The organism is Flavobacterium chungbukense, from assembly GCF_020805785.1.
In the GTDB taxonomy this organism is placed as follows: domain Bacteria; phylum Bacteroidota; class Bacteroidia; order Flavobacteriales; family Flavobacteriaceae; genus Flavobacterium; species Flavobacterium chungbukense.
The window spans coordinates 161141-178983 of record NZ_JAJGZV010000009.1 but is presented as its reverse complement, the minus strand read 5'-3'; the positions used below and the strand labels follow the sequence as shown (position 1 = coordinate 178983).

Genomic DNA, 17843 nt, shown 5'->3' with positions numbered 1-17843 from the left:
CTGGTCCGTGTCTCAGTACCAGTGTGGGGGATCTCCCTCTCAGGACCCCTACCCATCGTTGCCTTGGTAAGCCGTTACCTTACCAACTAGCTAATGGGACGCATGCTCATCTTTCACCGTTGTAACTTTAATTACAGGATGATGCCATCCCGTAATGCTATGAGGTATTAATCCAAATTTCTCTGGGCTATCCCTCTGTGAAAGGCAGATTGCATACGCGTTACGCACCCGTGCGCCGGTCTCTAAATCCGAAGACTTATACCCCTCGACTTGCATGTGTTAAGCCTGCCGCTAGCGTTCATCCTGAGCCAGGATCAAACTCTTCATCGTATATTTTTATATTATATCTCGATGATATCTATCGGTTCTCTTCGAATCTCTCGATTCCATTACTCTTATTTTTTCTGTTCCGATTTGCATCGGAACGGCTGTCAATTCAATATGTCTACGAACGTGTCTTACTTTTTGTCTTCGCCTGTGTCTCAAAGCGGGTGCAAAAGTAGAAAACTTATTTCTAAATGGCAAATGTTTTTTGAAGTTTTTTTTAGAAAAATTTTCATTCTCATTTCTTCTCCAAACCTACCAATCTATCAATGAACTTTCCGTGTTTTGCGGGGTGCAAATGTAACATCCATTTTCAAATCTCACAAGCTTTTTTGAATCTTTTTTGAAAAAAAATTTTCAGTTTCAATTCGTATGCCTGTCAGTATTTCAGTGAACGTCTTTCGTTGTTGCGGGTGCAAAAGTACCACCTTTATTTACATCTGCAAGCGTTTTCTTTCTATAATTTCCATATTTTTTAAAACTTTTTCCTAACTCACTGATAACAGATTATTTACAGAACCACTTTTTTTATACATGTGTAAGATTTTTCATCGTTGCAGTGCTTTTTCCTTATTTTTCAGTGCTTTCCTGATGCAGTTTTTGAGGATTTTTTATTCTTAATGCCTTTTTTCTGCACAGATGCATCTTCTGAAAACAGACGCCATAGCCCCGATGGAAGCGGAAATCCTTTTTGAGGCGGGGTTCGCCGCAAAAAGATTACTTCCTCAGTTCGCTATCGCTCGTGTGAAGCGGATAGCGGAAAACAGCTCCTTAAACAAAAACACAATTTCAAATCCTTTAAATCCCAAATTCCAAAACTTAACCGTTCTTCAGCATGAAAAAACATTTTCATATTATATAGTATAGCAGAATTTCAGCTTAACTCTATATAAGTAAAAAAACAAACCCGGCAGGTTTTGAAAAACTGTCGGGTTGAGATTATGATATTAAAGCTCGATTCTATTTAATCGAACCGTATGGCTTTTACTGGAGATATTTTTGTTATTATATAAGAAGGAATTAATAGCACCAAGAAACAAACTGTTACTGTTAGCAGATTTAATAACAGGATATAAATCCAATTAAAATAAACTGGTGCTTGATTTACATAATAATTTTCAGGATTCAGCTGGATGATACCAAATTGTTGCTGCACTAGCAAAAGTGAAATCCCAATTAAATTTCCCCAAAACTGTCCGCGCAGAATAAGATAGAAAGCATTATACAAAAATATTTTTCGAACTGACCAGTTATTAGCCCCCATTGATTTTAAAATTCCAATCATTTGTGTTCTTTCTAAAATAAGAACTAATAATGCGACAACCATATTAATTGTAGCAACTAAAATCATTACTGCTAAAATCACCACTATATTAAAATCGAATAACTGAAGCCAATCGAATATATAACTATACTTCTCTACGATAGTTTCAGTATCGAGAGTAGAAGATGTTTTTTCGTAAACTAGATTACCTACCGATTTAATTTCATTAAAATCATTTACAAAAACTTCAAATGCTCCAATTTGATCAGCGTTCCATTTATTAATTCTTTGTATATGTCGAATATCGCCTATTATATAAGTAGCATCAAAATCTTGAAATCCAGAATTAAATATTCCGACAATTTTAAATCGACGGCTATTTGGGAGTTTCCCTTGTTCTTCTTTTATAAAAAAAGTATTGAATTGATCTCCAAGTTTTAAATTGAGCCTATTTGCCAAAAACCTAGAAATAATAACATCTTCATTTATTTCTTTACTAAAATCTGGCAATTTGCCTTCTACAATATATTCTTTAATATTATTCCAATCATAATCTGCTCCTACCCCTTTGAAAACAATTCCTTCAAATGCGTTTTCGGTTCTTATAATTCCAGCTTTACTTGCGATTGCTTGAATATGACTAACTTCTGGAACACTTTTAAAGTCTGGGTAGAAATCTTGTTTTTTTGAAATTGGAACTAAAGTAATATCCGAATTATTATTATCATAATTAGAAATAATAATTTGCCCATTGAAAGCCGAAACTTTGTCACGAATCTTTTTCTGAAGACCAATTCCTGTGGCAACAGAAACAATCATCATAATTATTCCAATTGCAATTGCCGAAATAGCAATTTTAATAATAGGCGCCGAAATACTGCTTTTATAATCTTTAGCAGTGATAAGTCTTTTGGCTATAAAATATTCTAAATTCAAATTACAGATTTTTAATTATTCTTTCTCAAAAGTACATCTTAAAAGAGTAAAACGAGAAATTCTTGAAAACAATTAGTATTCTTTGTTCTTAAAGAGGAAGTTTCTTTTTCATTTCTTCCACTATATTGAATGCGGCGGGGCAAATTTCAACATTTTTCAATGTTAGATTTGAAATCTGATAAAATTTGTTTCTATCTGTATGAGGAAATTCCCGACATGCTTTTGGGCGAACATCATAAATCATACAGTAATTCTCATGATCTAAAAATGTGCAAGGAACACTTTTCAAAACATAATCTTTATCTTCATCAATACGAAGATATTGCTCGATGAATTGCTGTGGCTTTTGTCTAAAATGCTTTGAGATTCGCTCAATATCAGCCAAGGTAAACAACGGTCCGGTTGTTTTACAGCAATTAGCGCACTTCAAACAGTCAGTTCTTTTAAATTCGGCATTATGCAAATCCTGCATAACGTAATCTAAATTCTTTGGCTGTTTCTTTTTAAGCTTATCGAAATACTTTTTATTCTCGTTATGCTTATCTTTGGCTAACTTGCTTAAGTTATTTAAAATCTGTTTCAAGTTTAAAATTTAAAGTTGATCTGCAAAATTAAGCAACTTTGAACTCGAAACCTTAAACTTTAAAATAAAACAATGAAAGATCTTTTTGGGAAAGCGATATTTGATTTCTACACCAACAATTCACCCGAAGATATTATTACCGAAACTTCAATTTCTGAAGAAGATGAAATGAGCGTCGAATATCTTTTTCGAGCTTATAACGAAATGCCAAAAATCGAGCAAAAAGCACTTCAATTGGCTTATGGAAAAATACTAGACGTTGGATGTGGAGCCGGGAGTCATGCTTTATCATTGCAAAACGAACGAAATTTAGAGGTGACCGCGATTGATATTTCAGAAAAAGCAATTGAAACAGCACTTCTAAGAGGAATAAAAAATGCCCAAGTAAAAAATATTCTAGATTTTGAAGGAGAAAAATTTGATACTATTTTAGTTTTAATGAATGGAACTGGAATTTTTGGAAAATTAAAAAACTGCAATACATATTTATCAAAGCTAAAATCTCTATTAAATCCAGGAGGACAAATTTTAATTGACAGTTCCGACATCATCTATATGTTTGACGAAGACGAAGACGGCGGGAAATGGATTCCCTCTGAAAATGATTATTATGGAGAACTCATTTTCAACATAACTTACAAAGGGCAAAAAGAAGAACCATTTGATTGGCTGTATTTAGATTATAATACTTTGCAAAACGCCGCAAATGCTAATGGATTAAAATGCGAACTTATTCTTGAAGGAGAGCATTATGATTATCTAGCAAAACTCACTATATAAAAAAGCGAATTCATACTTATGAAAGAATTAGATTTAGAAAAACTAAAATATCCTATCGGAAAATTTATCGCTCCAGATTATTATTCGACTGAATACCTTTCTGTTAAAATCGAAGAAATCGAAACGTTTCCGAATAGATTAGAAAAAGAAGTAGTTCATTTAACCGACGAACAACTAGACACACCATATCGTCCAGGCGGATGGACTATTAGGCAAGTTATTCATCATTGTGCTGAAAGCCATATGAATTGTTACATCAGAATAAAATGGGCGCTAACCGAAAACAATCCTGTAATTAAAGCGTATGATGAAGTCCTTTGGTCTGACATACATGATAGTTTAACAATGCCAATTAAGCCTACACTAGATTTATTGAGTGGTTTGCATTTTAGATTAGCTTATATCATGAAAAATTTATCTGAATTGGATTTAGAAAAAACGTTTGTACATCCTACAGATAATTCAGAAAATAAAATAAAAAAAATTATAGGCACTTATGCTTGGCATGGAAATCATCATCTTGCTCATATTACAACTTTGAAGAAATATAAAAATTGGAAGTAGCAATATGCGTTTCTTTTTTACACATTTGTGTACTTCGCTAAACAAAAAATCCCTTCAAAGTGAAGGGATTTTTTGTTTACGGTATATTTAAATACTTATGTGTTTGCAAAGAAACTCTCCATTTAGGATTATTCATAACATAATCAACAATAAGTGGTGTCATTTCTTCTTTTTTGCTCCATTCGGGTTGAAGAAATAAAATTGCATTATCATTCACCAATTCTGCTTGTTCTTCTGCAAAAATGAAATCATGTTTATTATAAATGATCACTTTCAATTCGTGCGCGTTATCGTAAACGGTCTGTGTCGGCAACTTATTCTTTTTAGGAGAAAGACAAATCCAATCCCATGTTCCTGACAATGGAAAAGCGCCAGAAGTTTCAATATGAACCTTCAAATTTTTCTCTTTTAAAGTTTTTGTCAGAAGCGTCATGTCCCAAGACAAAGGCTCTCCTCCAGTTACAACAACAGTATCAGCGTATTTTGCCGCATTGTCTACAATTAGATCAATACTTGTTGGCGGATGAATCTCTGCATTCCAGCTTTCTTTAACATCACACCAATGACAACCAACATCACATCCTCCAATCCTAATAAAATAAGCAGCCCGCCCTGTATGCGCACCTTCCCCTTGAATGGTATAAAACTCCTCCATCAAAGGAAGCATCGCTCCTTTATTTACTTCTAACTGTATTTCTTTTGGTAACATTATATTATTTTAAGAGTGCAAAGATAGTCAATAATATACATAACAAAAAAACCGATAGTTTTTTGAACTATCGGTTTTTACTTTATTATAAAAATCTAAATTATTTTAAAGATTTTATAGATTGTGTAGCATAAGAGTTAGCAGGATCTAATACTAAAGTTTTATTGAAATATTCAATCGCTTTAGCTTTGTCTGTATTAGCGTAAGCAGCGCCAATTGCATTGTAAGCCTCAATAACTTTTTTAGTTGTTGCAGGTTTTGCCACTTCTTCTGCTCCTTTAGCAGTTATTTTAGTTACATACTCTTCGTAGTTTTTAATGATCATGTCATCTTTATCCAATGCACTGTTGATTCTTCCTTTGTACAAGTAAGCTTCATCATATGATGGAGATGCTTCAAGAACTTTATCAAAAGTAGCATTAGCGTTTTCTAACGCAGCTTTATCACGACTTTCAGCAGGTTTACCAGCATTACCGTAGTAAACAGAAATTCCATAATATACAGCATCATCTAAATAATTTTTAGATTCTTTATTGTTTGCACCAAGCTCAAAAATCGATGCTGCTTGTGTATATTGTTTTTTACCAAACAATTCCTTTCCAAAATCAGCGAATTCTTCCACTACTAATGGCTCTAATTCGATTGCTTTTTTGATATCAGCCAAACCTGCATCAAAAGCTCCTTGTTCGATTGTCCCGTCAGCAGCAGTTCCTTTTTTGATTTTAGATAATCCTAAATAATAGTAATCTCTACCAATTACTTTATTTCCTGGTGCTTTAATAAAATCTTCGATAGATTTAATAGCCACGTCAACATTTCCGTTTTCGTAAGCAGCATAACCTAAATATCTGAAAATTCTAGGATTTACTTTATCCTCAGCAATCATTTTGTTTGCAACAGTTTCTAATTGTTTGTAATCTTTAACTAAGATTAAGAAATCTGCATGACGCATTTTTGAATCTAAAGAGTAATCTGTTAAACTCAAATATTTCTCATAGTTTGTAATTGCATTTTGCAAATTAACTTTAGCAGTTGAAGGCTTGTTTCTAGCCCATTTGTAATACGTTTCAGCAAGCTCTCTGTAAACTGGCCCGTAGTTGGCATTTAAAGCAATTACTTCATTAAATGATTTAATCGCTTCATCGTATGACTTAGCACCTTTTAACAAAACACCTAATTGCATTTTTGCTCTCAACAAAGTATTATCAGCTGTAAAAGCATCACGGTAAGATTTGTACGCATCATTTTGATTGTTAGATCCGTAATACGCATCTCCAATAGCTAAAAGAGCTTGAGCATTTTGTGGATCAACCAATAAAGCACGCTTTAAAACATCAACAGCGCTTTTATAATCAGGATTTTCCGAATTCATATAAGCTCTAGCGATATAAATAAATTCATTTACATCTTTCTTTCTCATATCTTTAGTTGCTAAAGCAAAATTTGCTTGAGCAGCCGCTGCATTTTTAGCATCTAAATCTAACTGTCCTAAACCAATATAGCTTAAGTTTTTTTTATCTGAAGCTTGCAATCCATTGTTATAATAGATTTTAGCAGAGTCTACAACAGATTGGTTTAAATAAACATTACCTAAAACAAAATTTGCTTCACCGTCTGAAGGTTTAGATTTAATAATCGATTTAAGTATTGTTTTTGCTTTATCAAACTGTTCTGCATCAATAGCTTTTTTTGCGTCATTGATGTCTTGCGCTGTTGCCGCAGTCGCCGAAGCTACTAATGCAAGACTAAAAATTTTAAATTTATTCATCTTTCTATCGTAATTAATTTATTCTTTATCTTTTATAATTTCATTTCTTATTTTAAGTTTTCTTCCTGGAGTTTTGTATGGAAGTAGACCTGATTTCAAAACGATTCTTTGTCCGATGTCACCAGCTATGAAAGAGGCAAATCCCATACCTAGTCCAGAGTAGCCCTGACAATTGATTATAAACAAATCACGTGCCAAAGGATATTTTCCAATTTCTAGGTCATTTTGAGTTGGGCTGTAATATTCATTACTGTTCAAACCTTTTACATAAAGAACGTTTATCTTATTAATTGTCTCCGTCATATCTGGAGTTGGCTGATAATACCAATTAATACCAATAACACCAATCATGCCTTCGTTTTCAGAAACAAATTTGATTACCTCATTATTTGTTTTAAATGAGAAAACTCCAGATTTCGGAACCTCTTTAACCTTTGCTAATTCTTTTATGTAACGAACTGTACTTGAGTTAGGATTATCAAAAACCAAACCTTTAATTTTTGGATCAGGTTTACCTTGAAGAAAATCGATTACACTTTTCAACGCAATAAGTGTATCATTATTGTTTTTACTCGAAATAAATGCAACAGCATCATGAGCAAAAGGTGTCACACGCGGATTTATTTTACTTTTTTCAAAGCGAGCTTTTTCTTCTGCGGTTAAATCTCTAGTTGTTATTGCTACTTTAGCCTTTTGATTCAACAGGTCATTAATCACTTCAGATTCCGATTTTGGTTTCACCGTAATTTTTGCATCATAGTAAGTCCCTTCAAAAACAGCAACCTGATCATCTACAATTTGTTTTACTGTTTCATCAACAGCAATATCAAGTGATCCTTTTAAAATGGTTTCTTTTTCGGCTTCATTCTTGTTTTTTTGGTTGCACATTACAAACAAAAAGACAAAAACTATCAACCCTAAAGCCTTACTATATTTTAACATACCTATTATTCTTTTGAATTAATTAATCTTAAAAATCTTATTGCAGAATATACGATAAGCAATCCTCCAAAAGCATATCTATATTTTGGTTCCATGTTAAGTGGGAGCTTTTCCCAAAACATAATCATTAAACCGAGTACAAGATAAATTAAAAAAAACAGTATTCCTAAAACAAGAAGAAATCGCTCTTTGAGCGATTTCTTCTGAATATTATTAAGCATATCTTTTAACATTATTCTGCAGATTGAATAGTAATAGGAAGAGAGTATAATACCCTAACTTTTTTACCATTTTGCTCGCCAGGAGTCCATTTTGGACATTTTTTAAGAACACGAATTGCTTCTGCTCCTGTACCGTAACCGATATCCCTTAAAACTTTAATGTCGGTTAATGAACCGTCTTTTTCAACTACAAACGTAACGTAAACTTTACCTTTTAATCCTTCTTCCTCTGGAGTTTTATAATTGTTTCCTACGAATTTGTAGAATTTATCAATTCCTCCTGGGAAATCTGGTTTTACCTCGATACCAGCTGTGTTATATACAGTGTTATCTTCTTGTACAACCTCTGATACTGGACCTTTTCCAACTGGCTCATCAACAGTTAAAACTGCATCTGGATCTCCTTTGATAGTTTCAGCACCAACTTTTTTGTCCTTCAAATCCACAATTTTTGGTGGATCTTCAGTTACTTCTTCCGCTTTTGCAACCACAGGTTTTACGAATTTAACCTGATCCACTTTTGGTGGTGGTGGTGGTGGTGGTGGTTGATTTGGTTTAATTTCCTCTTTTTTCTTCGGAGGTAATTTTACCGTTGCAATCTTAATATCGTTGTTTTCTTCCACTTCTTGAGAATCTGGTAAAAAACTCGCAATAAGAGGTGCAGCAACTGCGAAACTAAAAATAACAGAACCGATAATCAGTGCTTTCACTGTTGTTTTACCGTTCGATTTTCTTAGCTCGTATGCTCCATATATCTTATTACGTCCTTCGAATACGATATCAAGCCATTGATTTTTTATAATATCTAATTTCATATCTCTTGATTTTTAAGTTGATAAAATTTAAGATTGCTCTTACTTTTTATCAATCACTTTTGTCTCTTCTGGTGTAAACTCAGGAACGATAGCATAAGTATCTACGCCCGTAATTGCCATTTCATCCAAAATATCAACCAAATTTTTGTAATTTGATTTCTTAGTTGGTTTAATGATCACAATGATACCATTTTTAGGTTTCCCTAAACTTGCAGAATACGCTAAAACATTTTTCTTTTGTTTCAACAATTCTCTACGGATTCCATCTTTACCATAAGTAATGTCTTTAGGACCTACTTTAGGAGTAGCTAATAAACCCATATAGTAAACCATTTTGTTATCAGCACCTAACATTACTGTCATGGTACGATTCTCGTCTACTTTAGTGTCTTTATTATCTTTCTCATTCGGATCTTTATCTGGCAGAGACAAATCCATGGATTGAGGTTTTGACAACGAAGTAGTTAACATAAAGAATGTAATCAATAAGAATGCCAAATCTACCATCGCCGTTAAATCGACTTTTGAGCTTTGTTTTTTGCTTCTTACTTTACCGCCTTTACCACCACCGCCGTCGCCAGTATTTAATTCAGCCATTTTAGTGTATATTTTTTAATTAAAAGTCTCTACCTCTTTTACCTGTAACCAAGTTAAAAGAGTTGATTTTCTGATCTTGTAAGATATCCATAATTTTTTTAATTTTTGGATATTCTTCTTTAGCATCTCCTTTTATCGCAATCTGTAATTCTTTGTCATCCAAATCAATTGTAGCTCTTCTAGAAATAAGAAGCCATTCTTTCAATTGATTATCCAATGAATCCAAAGGAATTCCAGGTTGTTCTGCTTTGGTTCTGTCCGCCGCTTTCATGTCAATGATTTGCTTTAAACCTGCAATTGGCACACCAAAATCATCCATAAGAGAAAATTTCGTTTTATCTTCTTCTGTGAAGTTGATACCGTATTTTGCTCCCATTCCTTCAAGAGTTTTTTTACGAACCTCTCTACCTTTGATGTCAAAAAACACTTTTCCTTTTCCTACTGTAATAATAGCCAAATCTGTATCTGGCAATTTAGTTTGAGCAACAGAAGAAGGCATGTCTACAGGAAGTGCTTCTGGCACTTTAGCAGTAGCGGTCAAAATAAAGAACGTTAGCAAAAGGAATGCAACATCACACATCGCAGTCATATCTGTCGATGTCGACTTTTTTTTCATTTTTATTTTAGCCATTATCTTTTTATTTTATTTTTTTGATATTGAATATCAAAAATTAATTATTGTCTTAAACTTCCTCTGAATTTTCTGTAAGTATTCACGATTGTAGTACCAGCCTCATCGATAGAGTAAGTTAAATCGTCAATTTTAGCAGTAAAGAAGTTGTAAGAGATGATCGCTAATACAGAAGTAGAGATACCTGTTGCAGTGTTGATAAGTGCCTCAGAGATACCTGTTGCAAGAGCAGCCTGGTCTGGAGTTCCAGCAGAAGCTAACGCACCAAACGCTTTAATCATACCTGATACAGTTCCTAATAATCCTCCTAATGTTCCTAAAGATACTAAAGTAGAAATAATAGTCATGTTTTTCTCTAACATTGGCATTTCTAATGAAGTTGCCTCTTCGATTTCTTTGTGGATTACTTCAGAAGCTTCTTCACTGTTGAATCCTTCTTTTTTAACGTCTTGATATTTAATCAAAGCAGATTTAATTGCATTTGCAACAGAACCTTGTTGTTTGTCACATGAAGCGATAGCAGCCTCGATGTTTCCTTCCTTAATACTACCTTGAACATTTTTCATGAATGTATCTAAATTAGCTTTTCCAGCAGCTTTAGAGATAACAATAAATCTTTCAATAGAAAAAACAACAACCATTAAGAACATACCTAATAATGCTGGTACAATAAAACCTCCTTTGTATACCATTCCTAAAGTATTGATTGGGTGACCTGTTTCAGGATTCCCACCTTCAAAGTTAGCAGGAGAACCCATAACGAATTTCCAAATTAAAAACCCAACTAAGATACACGCTACAATAATGATCCCTGTAATCATTCCTCCCCCATTTGAAGTGCTCTCTTTTTTAACTTTAACGTTTGCCATTTTTTTTAATTTTAATAGTTTTAAATAATTTTTATTTTTTAGTTATATTTAACTTGTAGAGGAGCAAATTTATACGTTTAGTTTAAATAAAAAAACTTTTTTTAATTTAATTGACCGAAATTTAACTTCAATTTAAAAAATATCTCATTAAATTGGTCGCGTCATTTTTTAGATAAAACAAAAAATGCGACGATAATTAGAAAAATTACAACGTTTTAGTAAATATTCAAAGATTCCATTGATATCTTCTTAAAAAGTTGCGAATTTTTTTTTTATTAATTTTTCAATCAAAAAAGCCTTTTTCTTACTAAAAAAAACCATACTTAAAGTACCCAAAAACAAAGCTATACTTATATAATTACCTAAATTACAAATAAAAACATGAATAAAAAAGACAATTTTATTGAAGCTATAAAAACAGGGTATTCTTCAAAGGGTGATAATATCATCTTAGGAGGGGCAATACTTGACGGAGAGCCACTTGCAGAAGCACATGTTAAGATTCCGCTTAAAACTTTAAATCGCCATGGATTAATTGCTGGTGCAACAGGAACTGGAAAGACTAAAACAATTCAGGTTTTTTCTGAACAACTATCTAATGCAGGAATTCCTGTTTTAATGATGGATATTAAAGGTGATTTCAGTGGTATAGCTAAAGAAGGGAAAATACAAGACTTTATTACGGAGCGTCATACTAAAATGAACATACCTTATAATGTAGCTTCATTTCCTGTAGAATTAATGTCTCTATCAAAACAAAACGGAGTTCGCTTAAGAGCAACCGTTTCTGAGTTTGGGCCTGTATTGTTTTCTAGAATATTAGATCTTAATGACACTCAAGCTGGGGTTGTGGCGGTGATATTTAAATATTGCGATGATAATCAAATGCCTTTATTGGATTTAAAAGACATTAAAAAAGTCATCAATTATATTACTGAAGAAGGCAAAGATGAAATTGCTGCTAATTATGGTAAAATCTCAACTGCGACTACTGGAACAATCTTGAGAAAAATAATCGAATTGGAACAGCAAGGAGGCGATTTATTCTTTGGGGAATTATCTTTTGAAACTGATGATTTAATGCGAATCGATGAAAACGGAAAAGGCTATGTTAATATCATTCGCTTGACGGATATTCAAGACAAACCGAAATTATTTTCGACTTTTATGTTAAGTCTTTTGGCTGAAATTTATCAAAAAATGCCTGAAAAAGGAGATGCCGATCAGCCGGAACTGGTTATTTTTATTGATGAAGCGCATTTAATTTTCAACGAAGCAAGCAAAGCATTACTAGAGCAAATTGAAACTATTGTAAAATTGATTCGTTCAAAAGGTATCGGCGTTTATTTTGTGACTCAAAACCCAATGGATGTTCCAAGTGGTGTTTTGGCACAGTTGGGTTTAAAAATTCAGCATGCACTTAGAGCTTTTACGGCAAATGATCGTCAGGCAATTAAAAAAACGGCAGACAATTACCCTACTTCAGAATATTATAAAACAGACGAATTGCTTACCAGTTTAGGAATTGGCGAAGCTTTAGTTACCGCTCTAAATGAAAAAGGTATTCCGACGCCATTGGTTGCAACAATGATGCGCGCGCCAATGAGCAGAATGGATATTTTAACGAATGATGAAATAGACGAAATAAATACCAAATCGAAATTGGTTAAGAAGTATGCTGAAGAAATTGATCGTGAAAGTGCTTACGAAATATTAACTAAGAAAATCAATGAGGCAACTCAAGCTTCAGTTGAGCAAGAAGAACAGGCTCCTTCAAAATCTTCTAAAGCAGAACCAAGCACAGCAAGCGTTGTCGGAAAATCGGTTTTGAAAGTAGTTACAAGCGCTACCTTTATCAGAGGCGTTTTTGGTGTTTTGACTAAAATCTTTAAGAAATAAGAAAAAATTAAACCATATAAGTTATATAAGTCCATTTAATTTTACAAATACAAAACCCGACAGTTTAAAAAGCTGTCGGGTTTATTTTGCGTTTTATATTTACTTATATAACTTATATGGTTTAAAAATTTTATCTATTTTGTAATAATTCCAGAATCTTATTTTCGACTTCTGGCGAGTTCCATATATTTTCTATATTATCAAGTTTCAAAACTTCTTCCATAATTCCGTTTTGAAAATCACCAATTGCTAAAGCTTCTGCGTATGGTCTATCGCTAAAAGTGACACGGCTGTAAAGCGGAATCCATTTGTCTGGATGTTTATCTGAGAAAATTTTCTCTATTTTCTTTTGCAATAAGAATTTTTCATCGGCAGTTTTCGTACTCATTTCAAGAAAATTTCGATAAGAAAGCTCCGCAATCGCATCAGCATTTGGTTTTCTTGAAGTCTGATATTCAGCAAAAATCTTCTTCCAATCGTCTCCGTATTTTTCGATCATTTCATTCAGAACTGTAATATCCTCAAAACCCGCATTCATTCCTTGTCCATAAAACGGAACAATTGCGTGGCAAGCATCTCCAATCAAAGCAATTTTATTTTCAAAAGTCCAAGGAAAACATTTCATTGTAACTAAAGTACTGGTTGGATTTTTAAAGAAATCATTTGCCAGCTCTGGAATTACTTCTATAGAATCTGGAAAATTTTTCTCAAAGAAATCTTCTACCATTTTTCGATCCGTTAAAGATTCGAAAGAGTTTTTCCCTTCAAAAGGCATAAACAAAGTACAAGTAAAACTTCCGTCAAGATTAGGAAGTGCAATTAGCATATACTCGCCTCTTGGCCAAATATGGAATGAGTTTTTATCTAATTTATGTGTACCATCTGCGTTTGCAGGAATATTCAATTCTTTGTAGCCCATATTCAAAAACTCTTGCGAATAATTAAACATGCTTTGACGCTGCATTCTGTGACGAATTCTAGAAAAAGCACCATCGGCACCAAAAACCATATCAAATTTTCGTTCTTCCCACTCGCCTCTTTCACTTTCACCTATATGTAAGGTCGCATCGTTTAGCGTAACATCCCAAACTTTCTGTTCAAAATGAAATTCGGCTCCGGCTTCTTCAGCAAGATCAATCATTTTTCTGTTCAGCTTTCCTCTCGAAATGGAGTAAATCGATTCGCCTTCCTGTCCATAATTCTGAAAATTTAATTTATCTACCAAATGTATGGCGCGTTTGTCCATCGGAATTGCAATTTCACGAACCGAATCGCCAACACCAACAGCATCGAGCGCTTTCCAGCCACGATTGGACATCGCCAAATTAATGGAGCGTCCAGAGAAATTTATTTTTCTGATATCTGGGCTTCGATCATAAACATGAACAGTATGACCGGCTTTTTTAAGATAAATTGCTAACAGCGATCCTACAAGTCCAGAACCAACAACAGCAATTTTTAATGAAGTTTGCATCGAAGAAATCTAATATATTGGGACGTAAAAATAAGTAATAAATATAGATAAGCTTTAAAATAAGTAAATTATTTGCAGTAAGGACTCACAACCATTTCATTTTTTGTTAAGATTTTAAATGATTCTAAAAATATAACAAAATGTTATTTTATTCAATTTATTCGAATAAATTAAACATTTACTTTTGTTTTCACTTTTAACGCTATATTTAAGTCTACACCATGAACAGCGAAATTCTACAAACAGAAATCATTTTAGAAAACGAAAGAGTACTATTAATTCCATTTGAAAACCAAAGAAATATTGAACTCAAAGAAATAATCTTTGATCACGAAATTTGGAAATACATGGGAATGTATGTGAAAAATAACAACGACTTTGAAAACTATATCCAGAATACGTTAAAACAAAAAGCAGACGGAATTTGTTATCCGTTTTTAATTATTGATAAAGCAACCAATAAAGTTGCAGGCAGTACAAGGTATGGATATTTAAATCATGCGAGCCAAAAATGCGAAATTGGCTGGACTTGGTACGGAAAAGCGTTTCAAGGAACTGGTTTAAACAAGGCTTGCAAATTTGAATTGCTGCAATTTGGTTTTGAGAAAATTCAATTTAAAAGAATACAATTTAGTGCCGATCTTGAAAACGAAAGATCACAAAAAGCAATTGAAAAGCTGGGAGCGTTAAAAGAAGGTTTATTTAGAAATAATTATGTGGATTCTGAAGGAAAAAGTAAAGATGATGTTTATTACAGTATTATTTTAGAAGAATGGGAGAAAACTAAACGAGATTATTTTGGGAAGTTTCTATAAACCTCTCAATTAAAAATGTATTACTTTAGTCTACTATTTATAAACCTAAATAAAGCAGTAGACTAATTTAAAATGCAATTATACTCAGAACATTACGTAACTCAAAAAGCGGAAAGGTTTGTCAATAAAATTTGGTGTCTGGACAACAGCTTCGGCGAAAACCTGATTGAAAACAAACTCGTTTTACCAAACGGCTGTTTTAATCTCGCCATTGTTTCTGGAAATGCAATCGAAGTTCATACCAGTAAAAACAAATACCAAATGAACGAAGGCATTTACTTTTGCTCACAAATGACCAACAAAGTTCTAGTAAATATTCAGCCCAAAACTAAAGTTACCATCATTCAATTTCACGCTTGGATACTTTCCTTTTTTCCAAAATATGATTTGAGTAATTTTTCAGATTCGATTATTAAAATTGATGCTGAAGAATTACCCTTTAAAATTGATATTGAGTCTGAGATTGAAACTTTATTGAAAATGATAAACCTTTATTTTGACGATTTAGCGGCTTTGAATCCAAACAAAAATATAATAGAAAAAATCTGCGAAATCATTAGAATCAATGAAGAAGAAATCTCCGTTCTAGATATTAGCAAAACATTAAAATCTTCACAGCGTTTACTTCAAATTAAATTTAAAACGGCAACTGGACTTACTATTAAAAATTATATCCAAATTCTGAAATTCAGAAAATCGGTCGATCAAATGGTGAACGCGGATCTAGAAAAAATGACTTTAACCGAAATAGCACTTTACAATAAGTATTTTGATCAATCTCATTTTATAAAAAAGTTTAAAGACGTTACCAAAACGACTCCAAAAATGTTCGATCCTGATTTGTATTTTCTATCGCAAAAAAGATAAGATTTCGCTTTTGTACAATTTTAGGAATCTTGATTGGGTTATTTTTGTAAATCATCAATCAATCATAAAATGAAAATCAATCACATTCATTTTCAATTAAAAATTATCTTAATTGGAATAGTAGCTTTCTCTTTTCAAACTGCTTTTTCGCAAGAAGAAAAAAACTCCGAATTGTACAAAACCATTATGTCTAAAGACAGTCTTCTTTTTAATATTGGCTTTAACACTTGCGATATTAAACAATTTGAAAATCTGTACACCGAAGATTTTGAATTTTATCATGATAAAGACAGTATTTCGGATAAAATTAGATTTTTAAAAACGTTGAAAAACGGAATCTGCTCTCCATCAAGAAAATATAATTATCGACGAGAACTAATTGATGGAAGTACCGAAATTTATCCGTTATCTAAAAATGGAATATTATACGGTGCTATACAAATGGGAACGCATCGTTTTTATGAAAGTTCAGCTGGTAATAATGAGCAGGCTGGCAGTTTTGCCAAATTCACACATTTGTGGCTCTTAAAAAATAAAGATTGGAAATTAGCACGATCTCTTAGTTATAACCATCAAATGACTAGTTCTACCGCCAATAAATCAAATCTTTTTGACAATGATGAGGAAACTGAAAAATGGCTAAAAGAAAACAATGTTCCTACTTTAGGTCTTGGAATTATTTCTGACGGAAAACTGAAACAAGTTAAGGTTTTTGGCAATATAAAAAGAGAGGTTTCTGCCCCGTACAACACGATTTGGAATGTTGCTTCCCTGACCAAACCCGTCACAGCAATTGTAACTTTAAAACTTGTTTCGCAAGGTAAATGGGATTTAGACGAGCCGCTTTTCAAATATTGGACTGATCCAGATATTGCGAAAGACCCAAATCTTAAACTATTAACGACAAGAATTGTTTTAAGTCACCAAACAGGCTTTCCTAATTGGAGATATTTTAATGAATCGGGAAAATTGGATTTTAAGTTTAAACCGGGAACAAAATACCAATATTCAGGTGAAGGATTTGAATATTTAAGAAAGGCTTTAGAGAAAAAATTTCACAAAACTTTAGATCAGCTTGCATCAGAATTGATTTTTGAACCTCTAAAAATGCATGACACGCAACTTGTTTGGAATGACAAAATTGATCTTTCAAGATATGCCGTCAATTACGACAAAGATGGAAATGCTTACGAACTGATAAAAAACAAAACCGCAAGTGCCGCAGATGATCTATTAACGACTGTTGAAGATTATGGAAAATTTCTTTGCAGTGTAATGGATAGTGACGGATTAAGCAAAAAGGTTTTTGACGAAATGAATTCGCACCAAGTTTCAACAAAAAAAGACAAATATTTTGGTTTAGGTTTTGAAATCTACGATTTAGGAAATGAAAATTATGCCTTATCACATGGCGGCGCAGATAAAGGAGTACAAACCATTTTTATTTTACTTCCCAAAACAAAACAAGGTTTAATCATTTTTACCAATGTTGACGATGGCTATAAAATCTATGAAAATATAGTGGTGCATTATTTAGGAAAAAACGGCAGAAAAATAGTTGATATAGAAACGAAATAATCAAAAATCTACAACATTATAATTTCGAATAAATGATAAAGCTTTTTATTCTTTTATTATTGTTCTTAGGCAAATTCATCGCTTAATTAAACCAAAACGTTTGTTAGTTATGAGCATAGACCTTGCGTAAAAGCAGTTTGGGTCTATGCTCTAGTTTTTTTATAAAAAAAAATGAAAAATCTTGAAACCAAATCAAGAAACAGTCGT

General features: G+C 32.8%; 17 protein-coding genes and 1 rRNA gene. 6 read left to right on the top strand and 12 right to left on the bottom strand.

Annotated elements, in window-relative coordinates; all coding sequences use genetic code 11:
• The 3 genes from LL966_RS20455 to LL966_RS20445 form a co-directional block, all read right to left on the bottom strand.
• Positions 1-330: ribosomal RNA gene (locus LL966_RS20455) — 16S ribosomal RNA — on the bottom strand; the annotation flags it as partial.
• Positions 331-1288: 958 nt separating this feature from the next.
• Positions 1289-2524 carry an ABC transporter permease gene (locus LL966_RS20450; RefSeq protein WP_229355816.1) on the bottom strand — a complete coding sequence of 412 codons (1236 nt, stop codon included), beginning with the start codon at positions 2522-2524 and terminating at the stop codon, positions 1289-1291.
• Positions 2525-2612: 88 nt separating this feature from the next.
• Complete coding sequence (locus LL966_RS20445) at positions 2613-3107, bottom strand: YkgJ family cysteine cluster protein (RefSeq protein ID WP_229355815.1); 495 nt, start codon at positions 3105-3107, stop codon at positions 2613-2615.
• A gap of 72 nt (positions 3108-3179) precedes the next feature.
• Between LL966_RS20445 and LL966_RS20440 the strand changes: the two genes are divergently transcribed.
• Together LL966_RS20440 and LL966_RS20435 are read left to right on the top strand one after the other, a co-directional pair.
• Complete coding sequence (locus tag LL966_RS20440; protein ID WP_229355814.1) at positions 3180-3887, top strand: class I SAM-dependent methyltransferase; 708 nt, start codon at positions 3180-3182, stop codon at positions 3885-3887.
• Between the two features lie 18 nt (positions 3888-3905).
• A complete protein-coding gene (locus LL966_RS20435; RefSeq protein WP_229355813.1) occupies positions 3906-4451 on the top strand; it encodes a YfiT family bacillithiol transferase in 546 nt (181 codons plus the stop codon).
• Positions 4452-4527: 76 nt separating this feature from the next.
• On the opposite strand, the gene LL966_RS20430 is transcribed toward LL966_RS20435, so the two are convergent.
• The 8 genes from LL966_RS20430 to LL966_RS20395 form a co-directional block, all read right to left on the bottom strand.
• A complete protein-coding gene (locus tag LL966_RS20430; protein WP_229355811.1) occupies positions 4528-5160 on the bottom strand; it encodes a 7-carboxy-7-deazaguanine synthase QueE in 633 nt (210 codons plus the stop codon).
• A 100-nt stretch (positions 5161-5260) separates the two neighbouring features.
• Positions 5261-6928 (bottom strand): tetratricopeptide repeat protein, encoded by a 1668-nt coding sequence (locus LL966_RS20425; protein ID WP_229355808.1) that lies wholly within the window; start codon positions 6926-6928, stop codon positions 5261-5263.
• A gap of 18 nt (positions 6929-6946) precedes the next feature.
• Positions 6947-7870 (bottom strand): PstS family phosphate ABC transporter substrate-binding protein, encoded by a 924-nt coding sequence (locus tag LL966_RS20420; RefSeq protein ID WP_229355806.1) that lies wholly within the window; start codon positions 7868-7870, stop codon positions 6947-6949.
• Positions 7871-7875: 5 nt separating this feature from the next.
• Entirely contained in the window at positions 7876-8103 is a 228-nt protein-coding gene (locus LL966_RS20415; RefSeq protein WP_095928219.1) for a hypothetical protein, read from the bottom strand.
• Entirely contained in the window at positions 8103-8906 is an 804-nt protein-coding gene (locus tag LL966_RS20410; RefSeq protein ID WP_229355804.1) for an energy transducer TonB, read from the bottom strand. Before LL966_RS20410 ends, LL966_RS20415 begins: the two co-directional genes overlap by 1 nt.
• Positions 8907-8945: 39 nt before the next feature.
• Positions 8946-9503 carry an ExbD/TolR family protein gene (locus tag LL966_RS20405; protein WP_229355803.1) on the bottom strand — a complete coding sequence of 186 codons (558 nt, stop codon included), beginning with the start codon at positions 9501-9503 and terminating at the stop codon, positions 8946-8948.
• Positions 9504-9522: 19 nt separating this feature from the next.
• Complete coding sequence (locus LL966_RS20400; protein ID WP_229355802.1) at positions 9523-10134, bottom strand: ExbD/TolR family protein; 612 nt, start codon at positions 10132-10134, stop codon at positions 9523-9525.
• Between the two features lie 44 nt (positions 10135-10178).
• Complete coding sequence (locus tag LL966_RS20395; protein ID WP_229355801.1) at positions 10179-11003, bottom strand: MotA/TolQ/ExbB proton channel family protein; 825 nt, start codon at positions 11001-11003, stop codon at positions 10179-10181.
• A 381-nt stretch (positions 11004-11384) separates the two neighbouring features.
• Between LL966_RS20395 and LL966_RS20390 the strand changes: the two genes are divergently transcribed.
• The gene (locus LL966_RS20390; protein ID WP_229355799.1) at positions 11385-12902 is read left to right on the top strand and encodes a helicase HerA-like domain-containing protein; all 1518 of its coding nucleotides are present in this window, start codon (positions 11385-11387) and stop codon (positions 12900-12902) included.
• A 130-nt stretch (positions 12903-13032) separates the two neighbouring features.
• Here LL966_RS20390 and LL966_RS20385 read toward each other — a convergent pair whose 3' ends face one another.
• Positions 13033-14376 (bottom strand): FAD-dependent oxidoreductase, encoded by a 1344-nt coding sequence (locus LL966_RS20385; RefSeq protein WP_229355797.1) that lies wholly within the window; start codon positions 14374-14376, stop codon positions 13033-13035.
• A gap of 221 nt (positions 14377-14597) precedes the next feature.
• Between LL966_RS20385 and LL966_RS20380 the strand changes: the two genes are divergently transcribed.
• From LL966_RS20380 to LL966_RS20370, 3 genes are all read left to right on the top strand, one after another.
• Complete coding sequence (locus tag LL966_RS20380) at positions 14598-15191, top strand: GNAT family N-acetyltransferase (protein ID WP_229355794.1); 594 nt, start codon at positions 14598-14600, stop codon at positions 15189-15191.
• Between the two features lie 72 nt (positions 15192-15263).
• On the top strand, positions 15264-16058 hold the full coding sequence (locus LL966_RS20375) for a helix-turn-helix domain-containing protein (RefSeq protein ID WP_229355792.1): 795 nt from the start codon (positions 15264-15266) through the stop codon (positions 16056-16058).
• Between the two features lie 69 nt (positions 16059-16127).
• The gene (locus tag LL966_RS20370; RefSeq protein WP_229355789.1) at positions 16128-17636 is read left to right on the top strand and encodes a class A beta-lactamase-related serine hydrolase; all 1509 of its coding nucleotides are present in this window, start codon (positions 16128-16130) and stop codon (positions 17634-17636) included.
• Positions 17637-17843 lie beyond the last annotated feature (207 nt).